Annotated in this window: 19 protein-coding genes and 1 pseudogene; 9 read left to right on the forward strand and 11 right to left on the reverse strand. The window is 71.0% G+C overall.

The window, feature by feature from the left end:
- Positions 1–82 precede the first annotated feature (82 nt).
- Positions 83–1,276 carry an ROK family protein gene (locus KGQ19_RS33285; protein WP_212016680.1) on the reverse strand — a complete coding sequence of 398 codons (1,194 nt, stop codon included), beginning with the start codon at positions 1,274–1,276 and terminating at the stop codon, positions 83–85.
- A 305-nt stretch (positions 1,277–1,581) separates the two neighbouring features.
- On the opposite strand from KGQ19_RS33285, the gene KGQ19_RS52180 reads away from it, so the two are divergent.
- Positions 1,582–4,527 (forward strand): DUF4132 domain-containing protein, encoded by a 2,946-nt coding sequence (locus tag KGQ19_RS52180; RefSeq protein WP_212016682.1) that lies wholly within the window; start codon positions 1,582–1,584, stop codon positions 4,525–4,527.
- Between the two features lie 5 nt (positions 4,528–4,532).
- On the forward strand, positions 4,533–5,171 hold the full coding sequence (locus KGQ19_RS33295) for a class I SAM-dependent methyltransferase (protein ID WP_212016684.1): 639 nt from the start codon (positions 4,533–4,535) through the stop codon (positions 5,169–5,171).
- On the opposite strand, the gene polX is transcribed toward KGQ19_RS33295, so the two are convergent.
- Genes polX through KGQ19_RS33310 form a run of 3 tightly spaced genes read right to left on the reverse strand, consistent with a single transcriptional unit; the run spans position 5,159 to position 9,172 of the window.
- Positions 5,159–6,955, reverse strand: a complete 1,797-nt coding sequence (gene polX, locus KGQ19_RS33300; protein WP_212016687.1) for a DNA polymerase/3'-5' exonuclease PolX — start codon at positions 6,953–6,955, stop codon at positions 5,159–5,161. The two genes, KGQ19_RS33295 and polX, sit on opposite strands and share 13 nt — an antisense overlap.
- Positions 6,956–6,977: 22 nt before the next feature.
- Positions 6,978–7,868: an NAD-dependent epimerase/dehydratase family protein gene (locus tag KGQ19_RS33305; RefSeq protein WP_212016689.1), complete on the reverse strand. Its 891-nt coding sequence runs from the start codon at positions 7,866–7,868 to the stop codon at positions 6,978–6,980.
- Positions 7,865–9,172 (reverse strand): enolase C-terminal domain-like protein, encoded by a 1,308-nt coding sequence (locus KGQ19_RS33310; RefSeq protein WP_307856584.1) that lies wholly within the window; start codon positions 9,170–9,172, stop codon positions 7,865–7,867. Before KGQ19_RS33310 ends, KGQ19_RS33305 begins: the two co-directional genes overlap by 4 nt.
- Positions 9,173–9,328: 156 nt before the next feature.
- On the opposite strand from KGQ19_RS33310, the gene KGQ19_RS33315 reads away from it, so the two are divergent.
- The 3 genes from KGQ19_RS33315 to KGQ19_RS33325 all read left to right on the forward strand — a co-directional run bounded on the left by KGQ19_RS33315 (position 9,329) and on the right by KGQ19_RS33325 (position 12,021).
- A complete protein-coding gene (locus tag KGQ19_RS33315; RefSeq protein ID WP_212016691.1) occupies positions 9,329–10,345 on the forward strand; it encodes a LacI family DNA-binding transcriptional regulator in 1,017 nt (338 codons plus the stop codon).
- A 43-nt stretch (positions 10,346–10,388) separates the two neighbouring features.
- Positions 10,389–11,159: a phytanoyl-CoA dioxygenase family protein gene (locus tag KGQ19_RS33320; protein WP_212016693.1), complete on the forward strand. Its 771-nt coding sequence runs from the start codon at positions 10,389–10,391 to the stop codon at positions 11,157–11,159.
- Positions 11,160–11,253: 94 nt separating this feature from the next.
- A complete protein-coding gene (locus tag KGQ19_RS33325; protein WP_212016695.1) occupies positions 11,254–12,021 on the forward strand; it encodes an alpha/beta fold hydrolase in 768 nt (255 codons plus the stop codon).
- Between the two features lie 314 nt (positions 12,022–12,335).
- Here the strand turns inward: KGQ19_RS33325 and KGQ19_RS50255 are convergent, their stop codons facing one another.
- Together KGQ19_RS50255 and KGQ19_RS33335 are read right to left on the reverse strand one after the other, a co-directional pair.
- Entirely contained in the window at positions 12,336–14,513 is a 2,178-nt protein-coding gene (locus KGQ19_RS50255) for a WD40 repeat domain-containing protein (protein WP_212016697.1), read from the reverse strand.
- A 547-nt stretch (positions 14,514–15,060) separates the two neighbouring features.
- Positions 15,061–17,274, reverse strand: coding sequence for an MMPL family transporter (locus KGQ19_RS33335; RefSeq protein WP_212016699.1), 2,214 nt, complete (start codon positions 17,272–17,274; stop codon positions 15,061–15,063).
- 267 nt (positions 17,275–17,541) lie between these two features.
- On the opposite strand from KGQ19_RS33335, the gene KGQ19_RS33340 reads away from it, so the two are divergent.
- The gene (locus tag KGQ19_RS33340) at positions 17,542–18,954 is read left to right on the forward strand and encodes a sensor histidine kinase (RefSeq protein ID WP_212016701.1); all 1,413 of its coding nucleotides are present in this window, start codon (positions 17,542–17,544) and stop codon (positions 18,952–18,954) included.
- Between the two features lie 8 nt (positions 18,955–18,962).
- Entirely contained in the window at positions 18,963–19,628 is a 666-nt protein-coding gene (locus KGQ19_RS33345) for a response regulator (RefSeq protein ID WP_212016703.1), read from the forward strand.
- A 16-nt stretch (positions 19,629–19,644) separates the two neighbouring features.
- Here KGQ19_RS33345 and KGQ19_RS33350 read toward each other — a convergent pair whose 3' ends face one another.
- From KGQ19_RS33350 to KGQ19_RS52185, 3 genes and pseudogenes are all read right to left on the reverse strand, one after another.
- Positions 19,645–20,808, reverse strand: a complete 1,164-nt coding sequence (locus KGQ19_RS33350) for an alpha-hydroxy-acid oxidizing protein (RefSeq protein ID WP_212016705.1) — start codon at positions 20,806–20,808, stop codon at positions 19,645–19,647.
- 196 nt (positions 20,809–21,004) lie between these two features.
- Complete coding sequence (locus KGQ19_RS33355; RefSeq protein ID WP_212016707.1) at positions 21,005–21,763, reverse strand: ABC transporter permease; 759 nt, start codon at positions 21,761–21,763, stop codon at positions 21,005–21,007.
- Positions 21,764–21,945: 182 nt separating this feature from the next.
- A pseudogene (locus tag KGQ19_RS52185) lies at positions 21,946–22,821 on the reverse strand (ATP-binding cassette domain-containing protein); the annotation flags it as partial.
- A gap of 148 nt (positions 22,822–22,969) precedes the next feature.
- Between KGQ19_RS52185 and KGQ19_RS33365 the strand changes: the two are divergent.
- Positions 22,970–23,647, forward strand: a complete 678-nt coding sequence (locus KGQ19_RS33365; RefSeq protein WP_438801891.1) for a GbsR/MarR family transcriptional regulator — start codon at positions 22,970–22,972, stop codon at positions 23,645–23,647.
- 174 nt (positions 23,648–23,821) lie between these two features.
- A complete protein-coding gene (locus KGQ19_RS33370; RefSeq protein ID WP_212016712.1) occupies positions 23,822–24,139 on the forward strand; it encodes a hypothetical protein in 318 nt (105 codons plus the stop codon).
- A gap of 17 nt (positions 24,140–24,156) precedes the next feature.
- Here KGQ19_RS33370 and KGQ19_RS33375 read toward each other — a convergent pair whose 3' ends face one another.
- Together KGQ19_RS33375 and KGQ19_RS33380 are read right to left on the reverse strand one after the other, a co-directional pair.
- Positions 24,157–24,651: a hypothetical protein gene (locus KGQ19_RS33375; RefSeq protein ID WP_212016714.1), complete on the reverse strand. Its 495-nt coding sequence runs from the start codon at positions 24,649–24,651 to the stop codon at positions 24,157–24,159.
- A gap of 137 nt (positions 24,652–24,788) precedes the next feature.
- Complete coding sequence (locus tag KGQ19_RS33380) at positions 24,789–26,510, reverse strand: NAD-dependent malic enzyme (protein ID WP_212016722.1); 1,722 nt, start codon at positions 26,508–26,510, stop codon at positions 24,789–24,791.
- Between the last annotated feature and the right edge of the window lie 6 nt (positions 26,511–26,516).

Raw genomic sequence — 26,516 nt, forward strand, 5'->3', positions numbered from 1 at the left:
GGCGAGGTCCAGGGGTGGGGACGCCATGGTCGGTCTTCGCTCCTTGCTTCGCTGTGTGCTACGTACCGGGCAAGTAAGGCAACTAGGGCAGGACGAACGTCTCGAAGGCCAGCACCGCCATGCCCAGCGACACCGGGTTGTCGGCGATGCGCGAGGCCGCCAGCGTGACGGCGTCATAGGGCACGGTCAGGGAGAACTCCTTGACCACCGGTTCCACGGCGGCCAGCAGCGGCTCGCCGAACGCCGCGCTGACCCAGCCGCCGACCACCAGCAGTTCGGGGTTGAGCATGTTGACGGCGTTGGCCAGCGCCATGCCCAGCGGCCGGGCGAAGCGTTCCAGGGTGGCGACCGCGACCGGGTCGGCGCGCGCCGCCGCCTCGGCCAGCCGGGCCACGGTCGCGGCCTGATCGCCGGGGACCAGCAGCGGGCTGTCCGGATCGACCTCGGTGAGCAGGTCCAGCAGCGCGGCGGCGCCGATATAGGCCTCGACGCAGCCGCGGCTTCCGCAGTGGCAGGGCCGCCCGTCGGCGACCAGCACCGTGTGGCCCCACTCCCCCGCGCTGTTGGTACGGCCCCGCAACAGCCGTCCCTCGGCCACGACCCCGAGTCCGACGCCGGTACCGAGGTTCACCACGACGCTGTCGTCGTGGTCCCCGGCCTCGCCGAACATCATCTCGGCCAGCGTTATCGCCTTGAGCGGGTTGTCGAGCAGGACCGGCAGGTCGCAGCGCTTCTGGAACAGGGACTTGAACGGCACGCCGTGCCAGCCCCAGTTCGGCGCGTGGATCGAGACCCCGCCCTCGCGGTCCACCTGGCCGGGCAGGCTGACGCCGACCCCGGCCACGTCGGCCGCGCTCACGCCGTCCAGCGCGGCGATGACGCCCTGCACGGTGTCCACGACGTGTCCGACCACGGAGTCCGGGTCGTCGTCGGTCGGCGCCACCGGCAGCTGGAAGTGCCCGACCCGGGTCATCGCCTGATCGAAGATCTCGGCGATGACGTGCGTCTCGGCCAGGTCGACGCCGACCAGGTAGGGCGCCGCGGCCCGCATCCGCAGCCGACTGGCCGGCCGCCCCCCGGCCGCCGACCGCGCACTCTGCGTCTCCTCCAGCAACCCGGCCGCGGTCAACTCACCGATGATCGTGCCGACGGTGGCGACGGACACCCCGAGCTGCGCGGCGACGTCGCCCCGGGTCAGCGTCCGGCCGCCGTAGAAGCTCCGCATCACTTCCACGCGGTTCGCACGGCGCAGATCGCCGGACAGGCGGGGTCGCATCTCGGTGGGCTCCTCATGGTTCTCAAGCATGGTTCTCAAGTACGTGTCGGCCGGGCCGCCGGGCTCGGTGTGGCTTGAGATTACGCAGGCGTGTCGGGTTCGTAAACCCCTTAGCGAAACCGTTATTAAAAGGGTTATCAAATCGAGGCGGGGCCATCGGGCCGCCTCGGGAGCATCGCCCGAGGACGTCCGGGTACCCGGACGGACGGCCTACGAGGTCGGGTCCACCGGTCATGACCGTGCCACGGTCGCGTGCCGGATCCCTCGATAGCCTGTTAGCAAAAAGGGACACTGTTGGGGGGAACGTGAGCGAGGATCCCGAGGACCGGTTCGAGCTGCCACGGAAGTTCCAGCGCGGGGTACTACGCCGGGAACGCTGTGAGCAGGCGGAGATCGACGAACTCGCGGCGGTCGTGGCCTATCCGGACGTGCGGGGGAAGGCGACGTGGCGGACCATCGATCTCATCGTCGCCGAGGAGGGGCCGGCCGCGGCGGTGCGGGCGTTCGCCGCCGTCACCGATGCAGACGTCAGATATGCCCGCTCCAGTTGGGGCCACGGCAGTGTCTACCACAGCCAGATCTCCGATGTTCGCTGGCCGATGATGCTCCGGCTGCTCGATCTGGTGCGCTCGGCCGCCGACGAGGAATACGCCGAGGCAGTCGCGACCGCGGAGAAAATGCGCGCGGAGTACCCGTCGCCCGCGTCCCGGGCCGCTATGTCGGTGCTGGCGCTGGACCGGCCGCAGTGGTGCTCGGCGGACATCGCGGAGTACTCGGCGGACGACGACTTCGACAACTACACCGCCAGGCTGCTGATGCTGGCCACGACCACGCGGGAGCAGGCGCGGGAGCTGGGGCGGCGGATCCGGGACTGGACGTGGGTCAACGACGACCGCCGGGCCGAGGGGACGTTCCTGGCCACCGTCGGTGCCGGGGCTGACGAGTTCCTGGTCGGGTGCTTGGAGCAGTCCCGGTGGCACGCGCTGAACCTGCTGCCGAAGCTGCCGAGCGAGTTGGCTGTCAACACCCTGATCGGCGAGCTGGGACCGAGGGACGCGCAGGCCGCGCTTCTTGAGGCGGCTAAACGGTTTCCGCGCCGGGTGCTACGGCTGTTAGCGGAAGCCGAACCGGCTACGCAGGTCGACTATGTGCTGCGGCTGCATGTCACGGCGCAGCCCGGGATGGCCCGCGGTGAGTTGTCGGCGCTTTCGGCGGCGGGGCGGAAGCGGGTGGAGGCGTTGCTCGGGCCGGCGGGCGACAATGCCCCGATTCTGGTGGCCGCTGCTGCCGATCTGCCGCGCATCCTGGTGACGCCGCCGTGGGAGGATCGCGAGCTGGGCAAGGCTGCGGTCCTGAAGAACCTGCCGGTCCCGACTCCGGTCTTCTGCTGGCCCACACGTGGACACGTGCCCTCGTATGCGATCCCCGAGATCGCGCCTTCCCCGGAAGAGGCAGACGAACAGGGCCGCCTCGTGGCAACGATGGCGGTACGGCTCAACTCGGAATACGACCGGTACGCCGAGTCCGCCCACATCTTCTTCCGCCGCTATCCCGAGGACGCGATACGTCACTTACTCCCCCTTGCTCTCGGCCCGACCGGGCTCGGGCTCCGGAAGGCGCAGGCCGCGGTGCGCTTCGTGGCTCGGCAGGGTTGGGCTGACGTCTTAGCCATCGCCGCTGAGTCCGGCCCCGAGGCGGCACACGCCACTCAGGCGTTGCTGGAACGGCGCGGCCTGGACGCGTTCCCCAAGTCCATGCCGGCGGTGCCGCTGTGGGCGGAGCCGGCTTCGCTGCCGCCGATCCTGCTCGCGGGGCGGAGGTTGGCGTTACCCGCGTCCGCGGTGCGACTGGTGGTGCAGATGCTGACGATCTCCTCACGCCGGGACATCGCTCCGTATGGCGGCGTCGAGATCGTCAAAGAGTCCTGCGATGCCGTTTCGCTCGCCGAATTCGCCTGGGGCCTGTTCGAGAACTGGGCCGGGGCGGGCTACCCGACCAAGAAGCTGGGCTGGGCGTTCGACGTCTTGCAGTGGTTCGGGGACGCGGAGACCGCACGACGGTTGGTGCCGCTGATCCGGGCCTGGCCCGGCGAGGGCGGCTCGGCGCGGGCCGCGGTCGGCATGGACGTCCTGATCGCGATCGGCGGTGACGAGGGGATCCGCGAGGTCTACGACATCTCGCAGCGCTCGCAGTTCGGCGCGCTGCGCGACGACGCCGCCGCGCGGATCGCCATTGTGGCCACGGCGCGGGGGCTGAGCGCGGACCAGTTGGAGGACCGGCTGGTGTTGGACCTGGGCGCGGGCAGGGGTGCCGGCGGCTGCACGTTGCCGTTGGACTACGGACCGCGCCGGTTCACCGTCGGATTCGACGAGTACCTGCAGCCGTTCGTCACCGATGACGCCGGCAAGCGCCGGGCCGCGCTGCCGAAGCCTGCCGCCAAGGACGATGCCGCGCTCGCCGCCCGGGCTCAGGCACGCTTCACCGAGCTGAAGAAGGACTCGAAGACTCTCGCGGTGCGGCAGGCCGCGCGGCTGGAGCGGGCGATGGTCACCGGACGGAAGTGGTCCGAGGCCGAGTTCCGAGCCCTGTTCATCGAGCATCCGCTGATGCGGCTGCTCGGCCGGCGGCTGGTGTGGGGGCAGTTCGACGGCTCCGGGGCGCTGCACGAGGCGTTCCGGATCGCCGAGGACGGGACGCTGGCCGATGTCGACGACGAGCGGTTCGTGTTCGACGCGGGCCTCGGCGATACGACCGGTGGCGTCGGCGCGATCGGCCTGGTTCATCCGGTGACCCTGGGCCGCGCCCTCCCCCGCTGGGTCGAGATCTGCCACGACTACGAGATCGTCCAGCCCTTCCCGCAGGTGGGACGCCCGATCTTCGCACTGACCGCCGAGGAACGCACCGCCAGCCGCCTCGCCCGCTTCTGCGACGTCACGGTCCCGACCGACCGCCTCCTGGCCCTGCACCGCAGCCCCGGCTGGGGCACGATGCCGCAGTGGGAGGCGGCCCGCGCCGTGGCGACCGCCCGCCGGGTACCCGGCGACAGGCTCCTGATAGTCCAGGTCACCCCCGGCTACCGCCCGGGTTCCCTGGCCGACACCCCGCGCCAGAGCATCCGCGACATCTGGCTCAGCCCCCTGGACACCGGCCACGGCTACGGCACCCGCACCCGAGCCCTGCCCCTCGGCGACCTCGACGCCGTGGAGGCCAGCGAGATCATCGCGGACCTCACCACGGCGGTGGCACCATGACCCGCATGCGATACACCGACGTGATCGAGAGCTTGCGTGCGTCCTACGACAACAGCGCCGACCGGCGCGAGGCCACGGACAAGGAGGACTGGAAGCTCCAGGAGCGGGCGGCGTTCCTGGCTCGGCTGCGCGCGAACGGAGTCCGGCGGTTGCTGGAGATCGGGGCCGGGGTCGGAACCGACAGCCTCTACTTTCAGGAGCAGGGGCTGGAGGTCGTGGCCACCGACTTGTCGCCGCTGATGGTGGCGAAGTGTCGGGAGAAGGGCTTGGATGCGCGGGTTGCCGGGTTCCTGGAGCTCGGGTCCGAGCTCGGGTCCGAGCCCTTTGACGCGGTATTCGCCTTCAACTGCTTGCTCCACGTTCCCAACGCGGACTTGCCGAGCGTCCTGGAGAACGTGCAGCGTCTGCTGCGCCCCGGCGGCCTGTTCCTCGTCGCGGTCTACGGCGGCGACGGTACGGAGGAGATCTGGGACGGTGACCCGATCACCCCGCACCGCTTCTTCTCCCTGCGCACCGACGAGCAGATTCAGGACTTCGCGCGGGAATCGTTCGAGATCGTCGACTTCCATACCCGCGACGACACCGGCATTTTCCGATCACAGGTGCTCACGCTGCGGCGAGCGGAGGTTCATCACCGCGGCTGAGCTTCAACCGCCGCGGGTTTCCGCAAGAACGCGCGCAGTCTGGTCAGGCTCCAAGTATTGATGACATCATCCTTGGTCAGCCATCCCCGCTGCGCCACCGCGATACCAAAGCGCTGATTCTCCAAGGCAGGCGTGGAATGCGCGTCGCTGTCGATGGCGAACTTCACCCCGTGCCGCTTGGCCGCCATCACCTGCTCGTCGTTCAGGTCGAGCCGCTGCGGTGAGGCGTTGATCTCGAACGCCGTGCCGGTCTTGGCCGCCACCGCGAACACGGCGTCCAGGTCCACGTCTATGGGCTGGCGGCGGTCCAGGAGGCGGGTGGTGGGGTGGCCGATGACGTGAACATAAGGGTTCTGACACGCGCGGATCAGGCGGCGGGTCTGGGCGGCGCGGTCCAGGCCGAAGGAGGAGTGGATCGAGGCCACGCAGATGTCGAAGCCGGCCAGGAAGTCGGGTGGCCAGTCCACTTCCCCGTCCGCGTCGATGTTGAGCTCGGCACCGTGCAGCACCCGCATGCCGCGATACGCGCGGTCCAACTCCCGCACGCGCGCACGCTGCGCGAGCATCTTCTCGTCGGTCATGCGCTGCATCACCAGGTTCGGCGCGTGGTCGGTGACGGCGTAGTAGGCGTAGCCGAGATCGGCTGCCGTCTCCAGCATCACTTCGAGCGGGGCCAGGCCGTCGGTGAGGTCGGTGTGCGTGTGCAGGTCGCCGCGCAGGTCCTTGAGCTGGACCAGGTCCGGCAGTTTGTTCTGTGCGGCGGCCTCGATCTCGCCGCGGTCCTCGCGCAGCGTCGGGGGGATCCACGGCAGGCCCAGCGCCGCGTAGACCTCTTTCTCTGTGCGGGATGCGAGCTTCTTGGCGGGGGCTGCTGATCGGCTGGAGTCATCATCTCCGTCATGCCCGTCGCCCCCGTCATCGCCGACGTCGAAGAGCCCGTATTCGGAGAGCTTCATCCCCGCCTTGATCGCACGTCCCCGCAGCTTGATGTTGTGCGCGCGCGACCCGGTGAAGTAGATCAGCGCCGCACCCCAGTCCGCCGGCGGCACCACGCGCAGATCCACCTGCAGGCCCTTGTCCATCCGTACCGAGGTCTTGGTCGTCCCGCTCCCGATCACATCCGTGACCTCCGGCCGCGCGATCAGCGCGGCCATCAGCGGGGCGGAGTCCTTCGCGGTGGCGAGGATGTCGATGTCGCCGACCGTCTCGCGCATCCGACGCAGCGAGCCCGCGTAGGCGCATTTTTTGCAACCGGGGACAGCGGCGATCTCCGCGACCAGCTCCCCGGCCAGCTCCAGGGCGACGTTCAGCAGTGTCCGGCCCGAGGTCTGGCTCAGCTGGTCGATCCCGTGCCGGATGTTCTCGACGGTGCGCTCGCCGAGCCCGGGCAAACCCTTCAGCCGACCTTCCTCGACAGCCTTCTGTAGCTCCTCCACAGACTTGATGCCGAGTTTGCGATACAGGAGCACTGCCGTCTTGGGCCCCACGCCGGGGATCTTCGTGATGCCGCGCACGCCGTCCGGGATCTTCGTCCGCAGGCTCTCCAGCGCGGCGATGCGGCCGGTGGCCAGGTACTCGCTGATCTTGTCCGCGGTCGAGTCGCCGACGCCGGGGATCTTCCGCAACCCGGCGTCGTCCAAATGAGCGAGGTCCCCCGAATAGCCGCTGACCGAACGCGCTGCCTTCTCATAGGAACGTGCGCGGAACGCGTTGCCGCCGCTGAGTTGGATGAGGTCGGCGTATTCCCGCAGCAGCGCTCCGACTTCGTCGTTGAGCCGCGCCATCAGCCCAGTTTAGCGGCGCCGATCAATGCTGCCAGGGCAGCGGCTCCACCCCGAGCAGGTGCCGGGCCCGGAACCCGAGCAGCCGCTGCGCCGCCCGCAGGTCGAGCGGAGCAGTGCGCCCCGGCATCGGCGCCCGCACCTCGGCGTCCGGATGGTAGACGGCGAGCAAGTCAGCAGTCGGATACGGCACGAACGTGTCGGGCGCCGCGGCGAACACCTTGTGGTATCCGTGCAGCGGGACGGTGACGGCCAGCCAGGTGGCCTGTGCCGCGTCCCGCACGTCCAGGTACGTCCACAACTCCGGCGCCCCGATCGCCGGGTCGTCGGCGGCCAGCGGCAGTCGGTCGGCGGCGCGCTCGTCGTTGCTGATGAAGGGGAAGCGCAGCGCGACGACGTCCATCCCGTGCCGGCGGGCCATCATCTCCGCGGTGGCCTCGTCGGCCTGCTTGGAGAGCCCGTAGGGGTCCTCGATCTGCAGCGGCGCGTCCTCATCGACCGGCACGTAGGCGGGGTGCAGGCTCTGGCGGGCCCAGGGCAGGCCGAGGATGGAGAGGCTGCTGGCGATCACCGCGCGGCGGATGCCCCGGTTGCCGGCTTCTTCGAGCACGTTGAAGGTCGCCCGGGTGTTGCCGCCGAAGACCTCCAGCGCCGTGCCGTGCACGGGGGTGGGCAGCGCGGCCAGGTGCACGACCGCGTCCGCGTCGGCCAGCGCCTCGCGGACCAGGTCCGGGTCGGCGGCGTCGCCGACGGCGACCCGGTCGGCGCCGGCCTCGGCCAGGTCGCCGGGGTCGGCCAGCACCAGGGCGGTGACGGCGGTGCCGCGGTCGGCGAAGGCCCGGGTGACCACCCGGCCGACCAGGCCGGCGGCACCGGTCACCAGGACCCGGCGCGGGGCCGGGAGGTCGAGGCTCACGGGGCCTGCAGCCCGCCGTCGGGCCGGCGCACCTGGGCCGACCAGCGCTCGTGCAGGAACTTCACCGGCGGGAACTCGGCCGCGGCGCTCTCGTCGAGGTCGATGCCCCAGCCCGGCGCGTCCGACGGGTAAAGGTGCCCCTCGCGCACGACCGGCGTGCCGGGGAAGACCTCGTGGGTGGCGTCGTTGTAGGTGTGCGACTCCTGGTAGCCGAACGCCGGGGTGGAGATGTCGACGGCGAGGTTGGCCGCGACCCCGACCGGCGAGACGTCCGCCGGCGAGTGGAACGCGGTGCGGACCCCGAGCAGCTCGCAGAGGGCGACGATCTTGCGGGTCGGGGTCAGGCCGCCGACCGCGGAGGTGTGCAGGCGCAGCAAGTCGACACCGCCGTCGCGGACCAGGCGCACGGCGTCCGGCACCGAGCCGAGTTGTTCGCCTACTGCGATCGGCACCGGGGACGCCTCGCGCACCTCGGGCAGGCGGTCGTAGAGCTCGGGGGCGATGACGTCTTCGAGGAAGGACAGTCGGTAGGGTTCCAAGGCCCGCGCCAGAACCACGGCCTGCTTCGGGGTGAGCCGGCTGTGCACGTCGTGCATCAGATTGACGGCGTCGCCCAGGCGCTCGCGGGCGGCGGCGAACAGCCGCGGGGCGTCACGCAGGTACTGCTCGACGGCCCAGCCGTCCGGGTGCGGCGAGCGCGGGTAGCCGCCGGGGATGCCGGGCGCGCCATAGGTGCCCAGGCCCGGGCCGCCGACCTGGAGCCGGACGTTCCGGTAGCCCTCCTCGATCAGTTTCTCGGCCTGGTCGAGGGTGTCGCCGATGGTCGGTCCGGCGGCGTGCGAGTACACCTCGACCGCGGCCCGGCTGCGGCCGCCGAGCAACTCGTAGACCGGCATCCCGGCGCGTTTGCCGGCGATATCCCACAGCGCTTGGTCGAGCCCTGACAGGGCGTTGTTAAGCACGGGTCCGTTGCGCCAGTACGACGAGTAGTGCACCAGGCGGGTGATGTCCTCGATGTCCGCCGGGTGCCGGCCGACGGCCAGCGGGCCCACGTGCTCGTCGACCGCGGCGGCCACCGCGGCGTAGCGCTGGGTGAAGGTGGCGCAGCCCAGGCCGTACAGGCCGTCGTCGCTGGTGTCGACCCGCACCACGACCAGCGGCTGGCCCTCGGGGGCGGTGACGACGGCCCGGACGCGGGTTATTCGCAAGCTGTCCCGCGCGGCCCACGGCGGCTGGGTTTGCGGGAGGGCGCCGGACGCGTCGAGCAGGCGGTTCGGGTCGAGCGGGCGGTTCGGGTCGTTCACGGTGTGCTGTGTCCCTTCCCCGGGAGGCGCGCCGGCGCTTGCGGCCGATGCAAAACGTTTTGTATCGTGGTCGCAGTAGGATTTCACGCACCTCATCGGCGTGTCAACGATTCAGAGATTCAGAGATTCAGGGATTTCAGAGATCCGGAGGGCGCAGTGGCGCAGCAGGGCCGCAGGCGGCACGTCAGCATCACCGACGTCGCGGCCCAGGCAGGCGTGAGCATCACGACGGTCTCGCACGTGCTGTCCGGTCAGCGGCCGGTGTCGGCGGCGACCACGGCGAAGGTGCGGCAGGTGATCGCCGAGCTCGGCTACGAGCCCAACCAGCTGGCCCGGGGCCTGCGGCTCCAGCGCACGAACACCGTCGCCCTGGTCATCCCGGACATCACCAACCCCTTCTACCCGCTGATCGCCCGCGGCCTGCAGAACGTCCTGGGTCCGGCCGGCATGCAAGTCCTGGTCACCAGCACGGACGCCGACCCGGCCGCGGAGGACGCCGCGGTCCAGCAGATGATCACCCGCCGCGTCGACGGCCTGGCCTTCGCCGGCTACCAGGCCGACCACCGCCGGGTCACCGCGGCGGCCGAAGTCGGCATCCCGGTGGTGCTGCTCGGCGGCCGCACGGCCCGGCCGGGCATCGACGTGGTCAGCGCCGACGACGTGGCCGGCGGCGAAATCGCGACCGAGTACCTGATCACCCGCGCCTACCGCCGCATCGCCTTCATCACCGGCGCCGAACGCGTCGGCTCCCCCGCCAACCGCGTCCTGGGCTACCGCCACGCCCTGCGCGCGGCGGGCATGCCGTACTCGGCGCGGCTGGTCGTCCGCGAGGAGATCAGCCGCGACGGCGGCGCGCGGGCGATGGCGCGGCTCCTGTCGCTGCGCCAGGCCCCGGACGCGGTGCTGTGCACGAACGACGTGACAGCGCTCGGCGCGCTGGACGCGGCGAAGGACGCCGGGCTGCGGGTGCCGCGCGACGTGGCGGTGATGGGGTTCGACGACATCGAGATCGCCGCGCTGACCACGCCCGCACTGACGACGGTGTCGATCCGCCCGCTGGAGCAGGGCGAGGCGATCGGGCGGCTGTTGCTGGGGCGGCTGGACGGGTCGGCGCCGCGGGCGGCACAGCGGATTCTGTTCGATCCGGCGGTGGTGCCGCGGGAGTCGGCTTGATTAAAGGTCTGCCGGCGCACCGGAGGCCGCGCACAATGGCCAAGTGGGCGTTGACGTCGATGGCTTCATCAGGGACGGGTACGCGGTCGTGCGCGGCGCGTTCGATCAGGACACGGCCGCGCACTGTCGAGAGCTGATCTGGGCGGAGCTACGCCGGCGCGGGATCCGCGAGGATCAGCCGGCCACCTGGCCCGCGCATGAGCACATCGACTCATTGGATGGCGAGCCGTTCGCCGCTGCCGCCGGAGCTCCCGCACTGACCGAGGCCTATGACCAGCTGATCGGCTCGGGCCGCTGGACCCAGGGCATCGCCGCCGGCCGGGCGGTCTCGGTGCGCTTCCCCTCGCCGGAGCGGGCGAACTCGGGCTACCACATCGAGGGCAGCTACGGCCCGGCGGGCGGCCCCTACCGCTGCAACGTTCGCTCACGCGGACGCGGGCTGCTGGCGCTGATGCTGTTCGGCGACGTCGGCCCGCAGGACGCACCGACCCGGCTGGTATCCGGCTCCCACCTGTACGTTCCCGAGTTCCTCGCGCCCTACGGCGAGGACGGGACAGTCCCAGAGGACTGCTATTGGCGGCCGTCCGTGTTGTGCCGACCGATGGTGCACGCCACTGGCCAGGCCGGCGATGTCTTCCTGTGCCACCCGTTCATCGTGCACACGGCCACCTGGCCGCACACCGGCACCGCGCCTCGAATGATCGCGCAGCCGGCCGTGCACGTGCGCGACGGATTCGCCGTCGACGGCTCGGATCCCGCCCCGGTGGCCCGGGCAATTGTTGCCGGACTAACGATGGCGACGGCGCAGCTTTAGAGGCCGGTTCGTGATTGATGGCAGGGCTGGTCGTCGCTCGATGATGTGAACCGCTGCCGGTTCACTGTCAGTGGTCCACGGAACAATCGTCGCTGTGAAAACACGAATCTTCGAAGTCGCGGGTGCGGCCCTGTCCGTCGAGATCTCCGGCCACGAGGCGCTGCCGCCGCTGCTGCTCCTTCACGGCGGCATGGGGAGCACCGTTGACTTCGCTGAACTGGTGTCGCTCCTCGCCGACGATTACCGGTTCATCCGTATGGACAGTCGGGGGCACGGACGCTCCACGTTCGGCGACGTGCCGTTGAGCTATCAGCGGCTCGAACAGGACGCCCTCGCCGTCCTGGACGGACTCGGCATCACGCGCGCAGATGTGATGGGCTTCAGCGACGGCGGCGTCACCGCCCTCCGACTCGCCGCGCATCACCCCGACCGGGTCGGGACGCTGTTCACCATCGGCTCGAACTGGCAGTTGCTGGAGCCGAGCCGCGCGTTCAATGCGCAGGTCACGCCGCAGTGGTGGCGTGACCGCAACCCAGAGGGCCCGTACTCCGAGGGCGCCTACGCCGAGAAGAACCCGGAGCCCGACTTCGAGCGGCTGGTCACGGAGAACGTGGCCATGTGGATCGACACGGCCGGGTACCCCGGCGAGGACGTTCGGACCATCACCGCCCCGATCGTCATGATCCGCGGCACCGACGACCACCTCTCCAGCCACGACCTTGCCACCGCCCTGCAAGCTGTTCTTCCCGGGGCTGCCCTGCATGAGTTCCCCGGCGCCGGCCATGGGGTCGCCGCCAGCCGCCCCGCAGAAGTTGCCACGATCATCCGCGGGGCACCCCGAAACCAAACCGCTGCCGCCTAAGGGGCGGTTCGTGGGTGTTTGGTGGGGCTGCGGACAGAGGCTTCATCGACATCCGATCCTGTCGGCCCTCGACCAGCCCGGCTATTGCAAGAGTGATCCCATATCGGGCATAGCCTCCGGCGGCATCTACTACTATCGACGAGCGTTGCCGCCCAGCGGAAGCACACGAGTCCCGTGGCGGCGGGCGACCGCCACGGGACTCCCTACATCGGTTGATGCCGGCACTTGGGGGGTATGTGCCACCAACCTACGCAGGATAGTAGCAGCGTTCGAACATGGTGCAGCGGTGGCGTGTTGAGGGTGGCGCGCGCCGCTCAGCGCGGGGTCAGGTGGACGATTTCCTGGTCGAGGAGGACCACCAGGCCGCCGTCCGGAGTTCCGGCCGCCGCCCGCACGTGGCCCTTTGTGGGGAAGGTCAGCTCCGGGCCGACTTGTTCGCCGGTGGCCAGGTCCAGGATGTCCAGGCTCGCGTCGCCGTCGGCGAGGAGCACCGGGCGGTCGGCGGGTACCAGCGTCGTCACCGCCAGCACGGATCTGTTGGGGCCGGTCAGCGGGGCGCCTAGCGGGGTGCGGTCGGTGAGGTCCCAGCGCCGGGTGGTCCAGTCGCAGGCGGCGCTGACCAGGATCGGACGACCGGCCAGCAGGCCGGCGGCCAAGGCTGTGATCTCCGCTGTGTGCCCGGTCAGGGGCTCGCCGATGGGCTCGGCGGTGAGCATGTCCCACAGCCGGATCGTGTGGTCGCAGCTGCCTGTCACCGCGACGGGGCGGCCCCTGACGATCGCCGTGGCCGCCGCGGTGATCCGGTCGGTGTGGCCTTCGAGGCGTTCCCCGACCTGTCGGCCGGTTGTCAGGTCCCAGATATAGACATGCGGGCCGGTCTCGTCGCCGTAGACGCTGGTGACAGCCAGCGCGCGGCCGTCCGCCTCGGCGACCGCGAGGACCCCGATGCCACGGTGGTACCTGGGGCTTTCGACCGGATCACCGAGCGGGTCGCCGATCTGCTCGCCGGTGTCCAGGTCCCACAGACGCACCAGCGCGTCGGGGTGCCCGCCGCCGGAGACCGCGACCGGGCGACCGTCCACCACCGCCGTCGCCACCGTGACCACCACGCTCTCTTGGCGCGCCAGAGGGTCGCCTTCCGGGCGGCCGGTGGCGAGGTCCCACATGCGAATGGCGCCGGCAGTGTGACCGCCGAAGGAGACGGGACCGTGGGTACCGCCGGCGACGACGACCGGGCGGCCGTCCACCACCGCCGTCGCCAGGCCCATCAGCCTGGTGTGGTCGGCGGTGTTCTCGAAGACCGGCCCGACGTCCGGCCCGGACTCCGCCTTGCACAGCGCCATCGCCCACACTCCGCCGGTGTGGCCGGTCAGCGGTTCGCCCATAGCCGACCCGGTGGCCAGGTCCCACAGGCGCACGGTTCCGTCGTCACCGGCGCTGACGGCGATCCGGCGGTCCCCCAGGCCCATCGTCTGGAGCACCCGCACCGGGCCGGTGTGGCCGCGCAGAGGCTCTCCGACCAGCTGTTCCCGAGACCGGTCGCGGATGCGGAGAGTACCGTCCTCGCCGGCGGTGACGATGTGCTCCCCGTCCTCCGCCACCGCGGTCACCTTGCCTTCGTGCCCTGATTCGCCCGGCTTCCGGAAGCCGTCGGGGGCCGCGTTCCACCGGCGCAGCTTCCCGTCCTCGCCGCCGATACGCGCGTCCGGGAAGCCGAGGAGGTGCGCCCCGATGGAAGCCGCGCTGACGGTGCCGAAGCTGAGGTAGGGCGAGCCCTGGTCCCAGCCCTGGGTCAGGTCCCACAGGTTCGCGTCCCAGTCGCCGGTGACCGCGATGTTCCGGCCCCGGACCGCCCACGCCGTGGCCTCCAGGACCGAGGGGCCGGTCAGCGCCTCGCCGACCTGTCGGCGGGTGCTCAGGTCCCACAGGCGGACCACACCGTCCAGATCCGCGGTGGCCAGGACCGGGTGTCCGGCCATCAGCGCCTCGGCGACTTCCAGCACCGAGGCGGTGTGACCGGGCACCGGTTCACTGAGCGGTTCCTCGGTGGTCGTGTTCCAGACCCGGACGGCGCCGTCCCAGCTGCCGGTGAGCCCGAGGTTGCGGCCGGGGCCGAGGTTGTCGCCGAGGATCAGCGGCAGGCGGCCGGGGCCGTGGTTCGCGACCATGCGGCGTAGCGCCGAGTTGCTGAAGGTGCCCACGCTCCAGCGCACGTCCCAGGCCGCCGGAGGCTCGCCGGGGACGTCCGCCGCCGTGATGAGGGCGGCGAGGGCGGGGGCTCCGTAGCGCGCGGCGTCCAGCGCCAACACGTGCCGTCGCACCGCGGCGCTCTGGTCCCGGTGCCAGAACACCGAGGTGCGGTAGACCATCGCGGCCAGCAGCGCGTCCGGACCGGCTGCGGTGTCGAGCAGCGCCAACACCTGGCCGGGATCGGCGTTCACCAACCACCGCGGGTCGGTCAGGAGGTCAGTGGTCTGCTGATCGTCGGGCACGACGGCAACGGTAGCCGGAACGTGCGACGGAAAATCAGGGGATCAGTCCTCTACCGCTGCCGTGAAAGCAGCCTGCCGACTACAGGTGGTTCCACGGGTTTGCGGCCTCTCGGGCCCCCGTAACGCCGGAGATGTCAGAACACACATCTAAGACCATTGACAAATGGGGGTTCCGGTGAACCGTCGTCGTCTCACCTTTGCGCTCAATTCGAGTCCTGAGTAGGCAGCAACCTGTGCCTGGACGACCGATGGAACAAATTCCGGCGACGGCGCCGGCGAGTGGGTCGACAACAGCAACCACAACTGCCTGGACGTCACCGACGCCAACCCGAACCCGGGCACCGTCGTGAAGCTGTTCGGCTGTGCGGGCGTGTCCCATCAGCACTGGCAGCTCATCGGGCAGTAGCAGCGAGCTGATCGGACGCTGATCGGGCCATGAAAAACCATGTGGCCGAAGTCCGGCGAGAACCGGACTTCGGCCACATGCTTCCTGGCGGCTTAGTTCATTGCTGTTTAGTTCATTGCGGATTGATTGATTGCCATCGCGCTACCGCCGCATCGAAGCCTCGGCTGCGGGCCCGTGCTCCTGCGAGCCCTGCGGCGCCCCGGATCCATCGCGCGCCGCGTCGGCCCGGCCGGGCCACCATGCCCCGTGTCCGACCAGCGCGGTGACCGCCGGGGTGAAGAACATCGCCATCACGAACGCCGCGATCGCGATGCCCGCCGAGATGGCGAAGCCCATCTGGGTCAGCGTGGACTGGCCGGCCAGCATCAGCGAGGCGAACGAACCGGCCAGGATCAGGCCGGCCGCGCCGATCGTCGGGCCGGCGTGCCGGACCGCCTCGGCGGCTGCCTCCCGTGGCGTTTTGCCCGCTCGTGACTCCTCTCGGAGTCGGGTGATCATCAGGATGTTGTAGTCGGTGCCCAGCGCCACCACGAACATGTACATGATCACCGGCAGCATGAAGATCAGGCCGTTGTTGCCGCCGGAGTTCTGGAACAGCAGCACCGTGGCGCCCAGTGTCGCCCCGAAGCCAAGTCCCACCGACGCCATCAGGTACAGCGGGGCGACGATCGCGCGCAGCACCAGGCCGAGGATCAGGGTGATGATGATGGCCGCGACCGGGAACACCACCGCGTAGTCGTGGTTCACCGCCTTGTTGATGTCCACGAAGATCGCGGTCGTCCCGCCGACCAGCGCGCTGGTCCCGGCCGGCGCCATCTGGTGCGCGGTGGTGCGCAGCGGCCCCTTGACCGTGTTCATCGCCGCCGAGGAGGACGGGTCGCTCTTGAGCGTCACCGAGTAGAAGGCCACGGTGTCCGTCGCGTTCGGGAACGGCTCGGACACCTGCGCGACGCCCGGGACCTTGCCGAGCGTGCCCTGATACTGGGTCAGCTCGTCCTTGGTCAGCTTCGCGCCGTTGGTGGACTGCAACATCACCTGGCTGGGCATGGTGGCGCCGGCCGAGGAGGCGTTCTTCAGCTGGTCCTGCCACACCGTCGACTCCGTGCCCTTGCCCTGCGACCCGGACGAGAGGTCGAAGGTCGGCCGGAAGCTGAACGCGGCGACCGCCAGCGCGGCCATGACGATGCCGGAGACGGCGGCGTAGCGCGCGGGGTGCCGGCCCATCGAGCGTCCGATACCGGCGAAGCGCGCGCCCCGGGGCTCGGTCTTCCAGGCCTTCGACGGCCAGAACACCTTGGTCCCGAGCAGCGACACCACCGACGGGATCAGCGTGAGGCCGGCGACCAGGGTGACCGCGACCGCGATGGCCAGCGCCGGGCCGAGCGAGCGGAACAGGCCGAGCGTGGACAGCGTCAGGGCCATGAAGGACACGATGACCGCGCCGGCGGCCGACAGGATCGCCTCGCCGGCCTTGGTGACCGCGGCGGCCACGGCTTCCTTCGGCGCGTCCCCGGCGCGCAGCCGCTCTCGATAGCGGAACATGAAGAACAGGATGTAGTCGGTGCCGACGCCGAACAGCACCACGATCAGCATCGAGGTGACCGAGCTGTCGGTCTTCAGGTCGAAGGCCTTGCTCGCCCAGGCGATGAGGCCGTCGGCGACCTGCGAGACCACGCCGATGGTGATGATCGGCAGCAGCGCGATGACCGGGCTGCGGAAGATGACCAGCAGCAGGATCAGGATCAGGCCGATGGTGGCGATGCCGATCAGGGCCTCGGCCTTGTTGCCGGACGACTGGGAGTCCAGGGCCTGCGCGGCGTCACCGGTGATGCCGCCTTTCAGACCGGTGCCGGACAGGTCGGACTGTAGTTGGGTGCGCAGCGCCTTGACCGCGTCGGTCTGCTGTTTGTCCTGCGGGTCGTTCTCCTTGGGCATCTGCACGCCGATGGTCTGCAGCAGCTTGTTCGGCGAGGGCTCGCCGACCTGGTAAGCAGTCACATCGGGGATGTGCGCGGCGCCCAGCTTGGCGGCCAGCGTGCTCACCGCCGCGGTGTCGGTGGCGGTCAGCGGGCCGTTGTCGCCGCGCTCCAGCACGATCATCGCGGCCGGGGCGGCGGCTTGCGGGAACGCGGACTCCTGCAGGTTCAGGGCCTGGATCGACTCATAGTGGCTGGGCAGGAAGCTGGACTCGTCGGTGGTGGTGGCCAGCTTCGGCGCGAAGCCGACCACGGCGATGGCGACGACCACCCAGGCGGCGATCACCCGCCAGGGGTGCAGGGCCACCCAGCGGCCCAGTCGCGGGAAGAAGCCCCGTTCGGCGGTGTCGCCTCGGGCCCCCAGCACTGCTTCCTTCATGATCTCCCTCTCACCAGGGGGCCGGCATCGCCTGGACATCCCCGTATCGCCAGTAGGCACCGACGCGCACGGCCGGGCCCGGATTCGAGCCTAGAGATCCCCGCGTCCGCGTTCACCGTCCCCAGGTGCCGAATCAGCCTCTACGTGTGGCACCCCGGTACTAGGGCGAGCCCATCCCCCAGGCTGACGACACCTTGTCCGGCATTCGACTATCGTCGGGCTTCAGGCCAGTTCATCGGCCCGTTCAGCCGGAGGTGACGGAAGACCATGGTGGACCTCCTGGTCAGGGGTGGGGCGCGGGACGACTTCGCGGCCGCCGCGGCCACCGCAGCAGCCGGGCCGCTGCCGGACCCGGGCGGCGACGCTCGCGACGCCCGCGATCCGGCGGACCCGCCGGTGCCGGTGCGGCCGGTGAGCCCCGGCTTCGAGTGGCCGCGGGCAGCACGTGGCGTGCAAGCCGCGTTCCGGGGACACAGTTACCGGCAGGACGTGGTCCTGGCGCTGACCGTCTTCCTGCTCACCTTGCTGCCCTCGCAGGCCGGCCAGGGGTCGGAGCTGTTGCACGCCTCCGCGCTGCTGGTCGTCACCTCGGTGCTGACGTCCGCGGCGGTGATCTGGCGGCGGGCGGCGCCGGTCACGATGTACACGCTGGTGCTCGCCGCCTGCACCGCGGAATGGGCCGGGGCGCAGAGCTCGGCCACCGACATCAGCTGGATGATCTGCCTCTACACCGTGGCCAGGTACCGCTCGATGCGGACGCTGCGCTTCGCGCTGGGCGCGATCGTACCGGCCCTGGCCGTGCTGTTCTACCGGATGCCCCCGGTCCAAGGCCCGATCCTGGTCTCGCTGTTCTTCCTCGGCACCGGCATCGCGGCCAGCGCCGCGCTCGGCCTGATGGCCCGGGAGCGCCAGGCCCAGCTCGCCGCGCTGGCCGAGCGCGCACACCACGCCGAGCAGGAGCGCGAGCAGCGGGCCCGGCTGGCGGTGCTGGCCGAGCGCGCCCGGTTCTCCCGGGAGACCCACGACATCGTCGGGCACAGCCTGGCGGTGATCATCGGACTGGCCGACGGCGGCGCGCGCCAGGTCGAGGCGCATCCGTGGCGGGGCCGGCAGGTGTTCGAGCTGATCGCCGAGACCAGCCGGCAGTCGTTGTCGGACCTGCGGCACACGCTCGGCGCGCTGCGCGAGCACGGTCCGGGCCGGGACGGCGACGGGATCGGCGGCTTCGGCGGGATCGGTGCCGAGGCGTTCTCGCCACAGCCGGGGGTCGCCGACATCTCGGATCTGCTGGAGCGCACCCGCTCGGCCGGGCCGCGGGTCTCGTGCCGGACCAGCGGCGAGACCGCGGCGCTGCCCCGTGGTCTGCAGTCGGCGATCTACCGCATCGTGCAGGAGTCGCTGACCAACTGCCTCAAGCACGCCGGGCCGGGCACCGACGTGCGGGTGGTGATCGAGGCCGACACCCGGGCGCTGAAGATGAGCATCGCCGACACCGGTCCGGCCGGGGTGCGCCGGGGCCTGTCCGCGCCGCCGGATTCGCGGGACTCGCGCGGCCAGGGCCTGGCCGGGGTGCGGGAGCGCGCGGCGCTGGCCGGCGGCAAGGCCGAGGCCGGACCGAACGAGGCCGGCGGCTGGACCGTGGCCGCCCGGTTCCCGCTGCTGCCGGCCGGGGAGGTGTGAGGGCGTCGATGACCAGCATTCTGATCGTCGACGACCAGCCCTTGCAGCGGATGGGCTTCCGCATGGTGCTGGAGAGCGAGACCGGGGTCAGCATCGTGGGCGAGGCCGAGAACGGGATCGAGGCCGTGCGCCGGACCGCGGAGCTGTCCCCGGACGTGGTCCTGATGGACATCCGGATGCCGGGGATGGACGGGATCGAGGCGACCCGCCGGATCACGGCTTCCGGCGGGCGCTCGCGGGTCCTGGTCCTGACCACGTTCGACCTCGACGAGTACGTCTACGCCGCGCTCCAGGCCGGCGCCAGCGGCTTCCTGCTGAAGGACGCCCGCCCGGACGAGCTGCTGGCCGGGATCCGGGCGGTCGCGGTCGGCGACGCGGTGGTGGCCCCGGCGCTGACCCGCCGGCTGTTGCACGCGTTCGCCAAGGCGCTGCCCGGGCCGGACCGGCGCGCCGCCGAGGATCCGCGGCTGCGGACCCTGACGGAGCGGGAGCTGGAGGTGCTGCGGGTGGTGGCGACCGGGCTGACCAACACCGAGATCGCCGAGACCCTGCACCTGTCGGAGTCGACGGTGAAGACGCATGTCAGCCGGGCCATGGCGAAGATCGGCGCCCGGGATCGGGTGCAGGCCGTGATCATCGCTTACGACGTGGGGCTGGTGGATCCGCGCGGCTAGGACCCGATCGCCGAAGTCAGCCGACGCTGCGCAGCGCGTCCGGGGTGAGGTCGGCCAGCGTCGGATAGCCGTCGACGGCCATCAGCAGGTCGGCCTCGGCCAGCAGGGTGCGCAGCACGTGCACGAGCCCGTCGACGCCGCCGATGGCCAGGCCGTAGAGGTAGGGACGGCCGATCGCGACCGCGGTGGCGCCCAGGGCCAGGGCCTTGACGGCGTCCGTGCCGCTGCGCACCCCGGAGTCGAAGATCACCGGCAGTCCGTCGGCGGCCTCGACCACCCCGGGCAGCGCGTCCAGCGCGGCCAGGCCGCCGTTGGCCTGGCGGCCGCCGTGGTTCGAGCAGTAGATCCCGTCCACTCCCCCGTCGCGGGCCCGGCGCACGTCATCGGGGTGACACAGGCCCTTGACGATCAGCGGCAGGGTCGTGAGCGAGCGCAGCCACGGAAGATCGTCCCAGGTCAGGGGGTTGCCGAAGACGCCGGCCCAGTGCATGACGGTCGGCGCCATGTCCTCCTCGGGCGGCTTGGGCAGCGCGGCGCGGAACACCGGGTCGCTGGTGTAGTTGGTCAGGCAGTGCCCGCGCAGCTGCGGGAAGTTCGCGGTGGACAGGTCGCGGGGACGCCAGCCGGTGACCCAGGTGTCCAGGGTGACCACGATGCCCTGGAACCCGGCTTGCTCGGCCCGCTGCACCAGGCTGGCGGCCAGGTCGCGGTCGGTGGGGGTGTAGAGCTGGAAGAAGCCGGGGGTCTGGCCGAACTCGGCGGCCACCTGCTCCATCGGGTCCGCCGACAGGGTCGAGGCGATCATCGGGACCCCGGTCCGCGCGGCGGCGCGCGCCGCCGCGAGGTCGCCGTGGCCGTCCTGGGCGCACAGGCCGAGCACCCCGACCGGGGCCATCAGCAGCGGTGTGGGCAGCGTCAGGCCGAACATGGAGACCGACAGATCGCGCTGGGCAGCGCCGACGAACATGCGCGGGACCAGCGCGTGCCGCAGGAAGGCGGCGACGTTGGCGCGCTGGGTGTGCTCGTCACCGGCCCCGCCGGCCACGTAGGACCACACCGACGGGGGCAGCGCCGCCTCGGCGGCGGACTCCCAGCCTTCGAACAGCATGGGGAAGCGCGGGACCACCCCCTGGAGCCCGTCGAGGTAGATCTCGTACTGGTAGCCGCCGAAGTCGGTCATCCGCTGCCTGCTTCCTCATCGCCTGGAGCTTGATTGGCGTTCGGTTGGTGGTCGGTTGGTGTTCGGTTGGTGTTCACGGGGCGAAGATCGCCAGGAATCCTACGACCGTGGGACGGCCGCCGGAGACGGCCGATATGACGACTTGCGGCGGTGGCTGCCGTGTGTCAGCTGACGAATGATCAGCGGCTGGTCGCGGTCAGCGGTTATAGAGCTTGCGTGCCCATAGATATCCGCCGAGCGCGATCACCACACTCCACGCGACCGCCTTGGTGAGGTTGGTGCCGGCGCTCTGGTCGTTGAGCAGCGCGCGGAGCGTCTCGATGACCGGGGTGAACGGCTGGTGGTTCGCGAACCAGCGCAGCGGTGTGGGCAGCGAGGCGGTGGGGACGACGCCGCTGCCGAGGAAGGGCAGCATCAGCAGCGGCATCGGGAGGTTGCTGGCGGTGGCGATGCTCTTGGCGGACATCGCGAGGGCGGCGGAGAGCCAGGTGATGGCGAACGTGAACATGGCCAGCACGCCGATCACGCCGAGCCAGTCCGGGACCGTGGCCGCCGGACGGAAGCCGATCACCAGGGCGGCCACCAGGGCCGCGGCGAGGGCGAGGAAGTTCTGCACCAGAGCGCCGAGGACGTGGCCGGTGAGCACCGAGACCCGGGCGATGGCCATGGTCTTGAAGCGGGCGACGATGCCGCCGGTCATGTCCATCGCCACCGCGATCGCGGTGCCCTGCGCGGCACCGGCGATGGTGGTGGCCAGGATGCCGGGGGTGAGGTAGCCGGCGTAGGCGGCACGGCTGCCGCCGAGGCCGGCGCTCATAGTGCCGCCGAGGACGTAGACGAACAGGAGGAGGAAGACGACGGGGATGGCGGTGTAGGTGAGGAGCGGCGTCGGGTAGCGGCGGATGTGCTTGAGCTGGCGGCGGAGCATGGTCGCGGAGTCGGTCAGGGCTCTCATCGGGCGGGGTCCTTGGTGGTGGTAGCAGTGGTGGTAGCAGTGGTGGTGGTGATGACGGCTGCGGTCGGGCTGGTCGGAAGAGTCGGGCCGGCCGGGATTGCCGGGCCGGCCGGGATTGCCGGGCCGGCCGGGATTGCCGGGCCGGCCGGGGATCCGACACCGGCCGTCGGTGCGGCCGGGGCGTCGCCGGTCAGGGCGAGAAAGACATCGTCAAGATCGGGAGTGTGCACCGACAGCCCGGCCACCTCGGCCTCACGCGCATCAAGCTGCTCCAGCACGCTCCTGAGCGAATCGACAATGCCCGCGTCGCCGATCCGCACAGTCAGCGCGGTCTCGTCGGCGAACCGCACGCTGATGTGCCCTCCGGGAATCAGCCGCTTGAGCTGGTCCGGCGTCCCCTCGGCGACCAGCGCGCCGCGGCTGAGCAGCGCCACCCGGTCGGCGAGCTGGTCGGCCTCCTCCAAGTACTGCGTGGTCAGGAAGACCGTGACGCCGTCGTTCTCGACCAGCCCCCGCACCGTCTGCCACAGATCGCGGCGGCTGCGCGGGTCCAGGCCGGCGGTCGGTTCGTCCAGGAAGATCAGCCGGGGCTCGCCGACCATGGTCATGGCCAGGTCCAGGCGACGGCGCAGGCCCCCGGAATAGGCGGCGACGGGTTTGCGGGCCACGTCGGCGAGATCGAAGCGTTCCAGCAGCGCGTGGACGGTCTGCCGTCGCCGCCCGCGCCCGACGTGCAGCAGATCGGCCATCAGGCGCAGGTTCTCCTCGCCGGTGAGCAGGTCGTCAACGGCGGAGAACTGGCCGGTGACGCCGATCGCGGCGCGGACCGCGTCGGGTTCGGCGGCCAGGTCGTGCCCGGCGACGCGGATCTGGCCGGCGTCGGCCTTGAGCAGCGTGGACAGGATCTGGACGGTCGTGGTCTTGCCGGCGCCGTTCGGGCCGAGCAGGGAGAAGATCGTGCCCTGCGGGACGGTGAGGTCGATGCCGTCCAGGACGAGGTGGGGGCCGTAGGACTTGCGCAGGCCCGTGACGGCGATCGCCGGTTCTTTGTTCAGCACGCCCTGAAAGCTACGTTGCGTTCAGAGAAATTGTCCATCGACAGAATCACATATCACCAGTTCAGCAGCCGATTATTGATGCAATGACGCTGACCTCGAATGCACCGTCAGCGTTGCAACAGCCGCCGTCGAATGCAATACTGCGGCCATGCCAGGAGGACGGTTGACCCAGCAGGACCGCCAGCGCATCGGGGCGTGGCTCGTCGAAGGACTCCCCTACGCCGAGATCGCCCGCCGCCTGGACCGGACCACCTCGACCGTGAGCCGGGAGGTCGGCCGGAACGGGGGTCCGGCGGGGTACCGTGCCGAACTCGCGCACCGGGCGACCGAGCGTCGGGCGCGGCGGCGCACGCCGAGCGTTCCGCCCCGGCAGGAGACCGGGGACGCCGCGGCCCGGGCTGCCGAGGAGCACGCCGTGGAGATCGCGGTCGGCATGGGCCTGCCGAGGATGACGGCCCGGGTGCTGATCGCGCTGTGGGGGAGCGACGAGGGCCGGCTCACGGCGGCCGAGCTGACCCGGGCCCTCGGGGTCAGCCCGGCGTCGGTGTCGGCCGCGGTCGGGTACCTGGCCGGGCAGGGGCTGATCCAGCGCGAGAGCCTGGGGCGTCGGGACGTCTACGTGGTGGACGACGACGCCTGGTACCGCTCGATCCTCACCGGCGCCGAGCAGACGTTGCAGGCGGCGCACGTCGCGCGGGAGTCGGCGCAGCGGGTCGGGCTCGACACCCCGGCCGGAGCGCGGTTGGCCAGGGGCGGGGCGTTCCTGGAGCGGGTCAGCCTGGACACGATGGAGTCGGCGCGGCGGTGGCGCGGGCTGCTGGCGTGAGCCGGTCCGGACGCGGCGTCCGATACCGGTTTTTCACATGCCGCACAGGCGTCGCAGCCGTTTCGGGAAGCGCCGCCGGAAGGACTGCGGCAGCGTTTACATCGGGAAATCCGGGGCACCCGGAATCGATCAGAGCGTGTCGCCCATGGCCCGAGTGTGACGAGGCGGTGGTGGATGATGTTCGGCCCGACAACCTGGCGTCGGTATCGCGCGGCGAAGGCGAAGTCCGCGTGCGAGCGCATGATCGGCGAGCTGTCCGGTCGCGCGTTGGTCCGCGAGGCCGAGGACCTGGTGGAATCGGCCTGGATAGACGGCCTGGACCGGGCCGAGCACGCCGATCCGACCGTGCGGCTGATCCTGGAGCGCGAGCGGGCCGCCTTCACCCGCGCGGCGCGCAAACGTTCCGCCGAGGCGGAGAAGGATCAGCGGCGGCTGGCCGCGGCCAAGGCGGATCTGGTGCAGCTGACACGGACCGGGACGCAGGCTGAGTGAGGGTCGGCGAGCGCCGGTCACAGCCCGCCGTCCACCGTCGCGAACTCCCCCACATGGTCCTTCAGCACCAACACATCCAGTCCGGCGAAACCGAGCCCGACGACGTACTCCACCGGCATGGCCACGTGCTTGCGATGCCACACGTGCCCGGCCAGCAGCACGACGTGCGTGATCGCGTCGTCCTCGGCCCGCACCACCAGCCCCAGCACCCGGCCCGCGTCGCCGTCCAGGGCGTGGGCGTGGTCACCGCGCCGGATCCTGGGCTGGGCGTCGGGCACGGCCGCCGGAAGCCCTTCGAAGGCGTGGCGGTCGCACTCCAGCAGCACGCCATAGCGCGTGGGCCGGGCCAGTTCGGCGGGCACCAGGTGAACCGCGGCGTCCGCGATCGAGCACACGACCAGCCCGGTCAGCCTCGGCAGCTCGGGTTCGACGACGACCTGCAGTAACTCTCCGCAGCCGGCATCGGAGCAGTAGACCGTGCTCCCGAACTCGAATATCGCCGACTCGCTCATCGCCGGGCTCCTCACATCGCCCAACTCCGAATATACGACCCGGGCGTGGCCCCGGGCAGCACGATCACGGGCGATCACTGGCGATCACCTGCCCGGACCGGCCTGCCGTGGGGCCGCCGAGGAGCCCGGTGCGGCGGTCAGATCGCGACGATCTCCGGATACACCGGCTGCCACATCGCCGCCCGCACCCGCTCCTCGATGTCCTCGCCGACCTCGACGCCCGCCACACCGCCCTCGGCCGCGACCCGGGCCACCGCGACGGCGACCGCGACCGAGGTCTCCCGCAACTCCGGGACCGGCGGCAGGATCGGGGCGCCCGGCGTGCCGGCGTCCACGCGGTCGGCGACCGCGCCGGCCGCCGCGGCCAGCATGGCGTCGGTGATCCGGGTGGCGCGCGCCACGATGGCGCCCAGGCCCAGGCCGGGGAAGATCAGGGCGTTGTTGGCCTGGGCGATCTGGTAGCTGGTGCCGTCCCGCTCGACCGCGTCGAAGGGGCTGCCGGTGGCGATCAGCGCGCGGCCCTCGGTCCAGTCCAGCAGGTCGGCCGGCGTGGCCTCGGCCAGGTCGGTCGGGTTGGACATCGGCAGGATGAGCGGCCGGTCGGTGTGGGCGGCCATGGCGCGCACCACCTGCTCGGTGAAGGCGCCGCCGCGTCCGGAGGTGCCGATCAGGATGGTCGGCCGGACCTGGTCGACTACCTCGGCCAGGGTCACGCCGCCCTGGTCGGCCTCGTGGGCCCAGCCCTTGGTCTCGGCGGCCGGGCGCGCGTAGCGGACCTGGAAGTCCCGCAGCGTGTCCTGATCGTCGGTCAGCAGGCCGTAGCGGTCGACGCACCAGATGCGCGCGGTGGCCTCGGCCTGCGACAGGCCGTCGGCGACCAGCGCGGCCTGGAGGTCGTCGGCGATGCCCACGCCCGCGCTGCCCGCGCCGAAGACCACGATGCGGTGCTCGCGCAGTGCCTGGCCGCTGGCCGCGACCCCGGCCAGGACCGCGGCGAGGGTGACCGCGCCGGTGCCCTGGATGTCGTCGTTGAAAGTGAAGACGCGGTCGCGGTAGCGGTCCAGGATCCGGTGCGCGTTCGCGGTCCCGAAGTCCTCCCAGTGCAGCAGCGCGTTCGGGAACAGGTGGCTCGCGGTCTGGACGTAGGCGTCGATGAACGCGTCATACGCTTCGCGGTCCACGCGCTTGTGCCGGTTGCCCAGATAGCCGGGATCGTCCAGCAGATCCTGCCGGTCGGTGCCGACGTCCAGCATCACCGGCAGCACCCGCGCCGGGTCCACGCCGCCGGCCGCGGTGTAGACGACCAGCTTGCCGACCGCGATGTCGATGCCGCCGACGCCCCAGTCCCCGATGCCCAGGATCGCCTCGCCGTCGGTGGCCACGATCAGGTCCACGTCCTCGGGCCCGAGCCCGGCCGCGCACAGCGAGCGCTCGATGTCCCCGGGCTCGTCCACCGACAGGTACACCCCGTGCGGCCTGCGGTACTCGGCGTTGTAGTGCTGGATCGCGGTCCCGACGGTCGGCGTGTAGACGATCGGCAGGATCTCGGCCAGGTGCTCGGTGACCAGCCGGTAGAACAACACCTCGTTCCGGTCCCGCAGGCTGGCCAGCGAGACGTACTTCTCCAGCGCGGTCGGCTGGGAGCGGAACTGCTCATAGACCCGCGCGGCCTGCTGATCCTGCGTGACGACGGCCTGCGGCAGCAGCCCGACCAGCCCGAGCGCCTGCCGCTCGGCGAGGGTGAAGGCGGTACCGCGGTTCAGGCGCGGGTCGGTCAGCACGGCGCGGCCACGGCCGGTGGTCGCCAGGCGGGCGGGTCGGGAGGCGGGTGTGCTGGGAGTGCCGGGGTCGTTGGTCACGGGGGT

It is taken from the genome of Catenulispora pinistramenti, from assembly GCF_018274385.1.
In the GTDB taxonomy this organism is placed as follows: Bacteria; Actinomycetota; Actinomycetes; order Streptomycetales; family Catenulisporaceae; genus Catenulispora; species Catenulispora pinistramenti.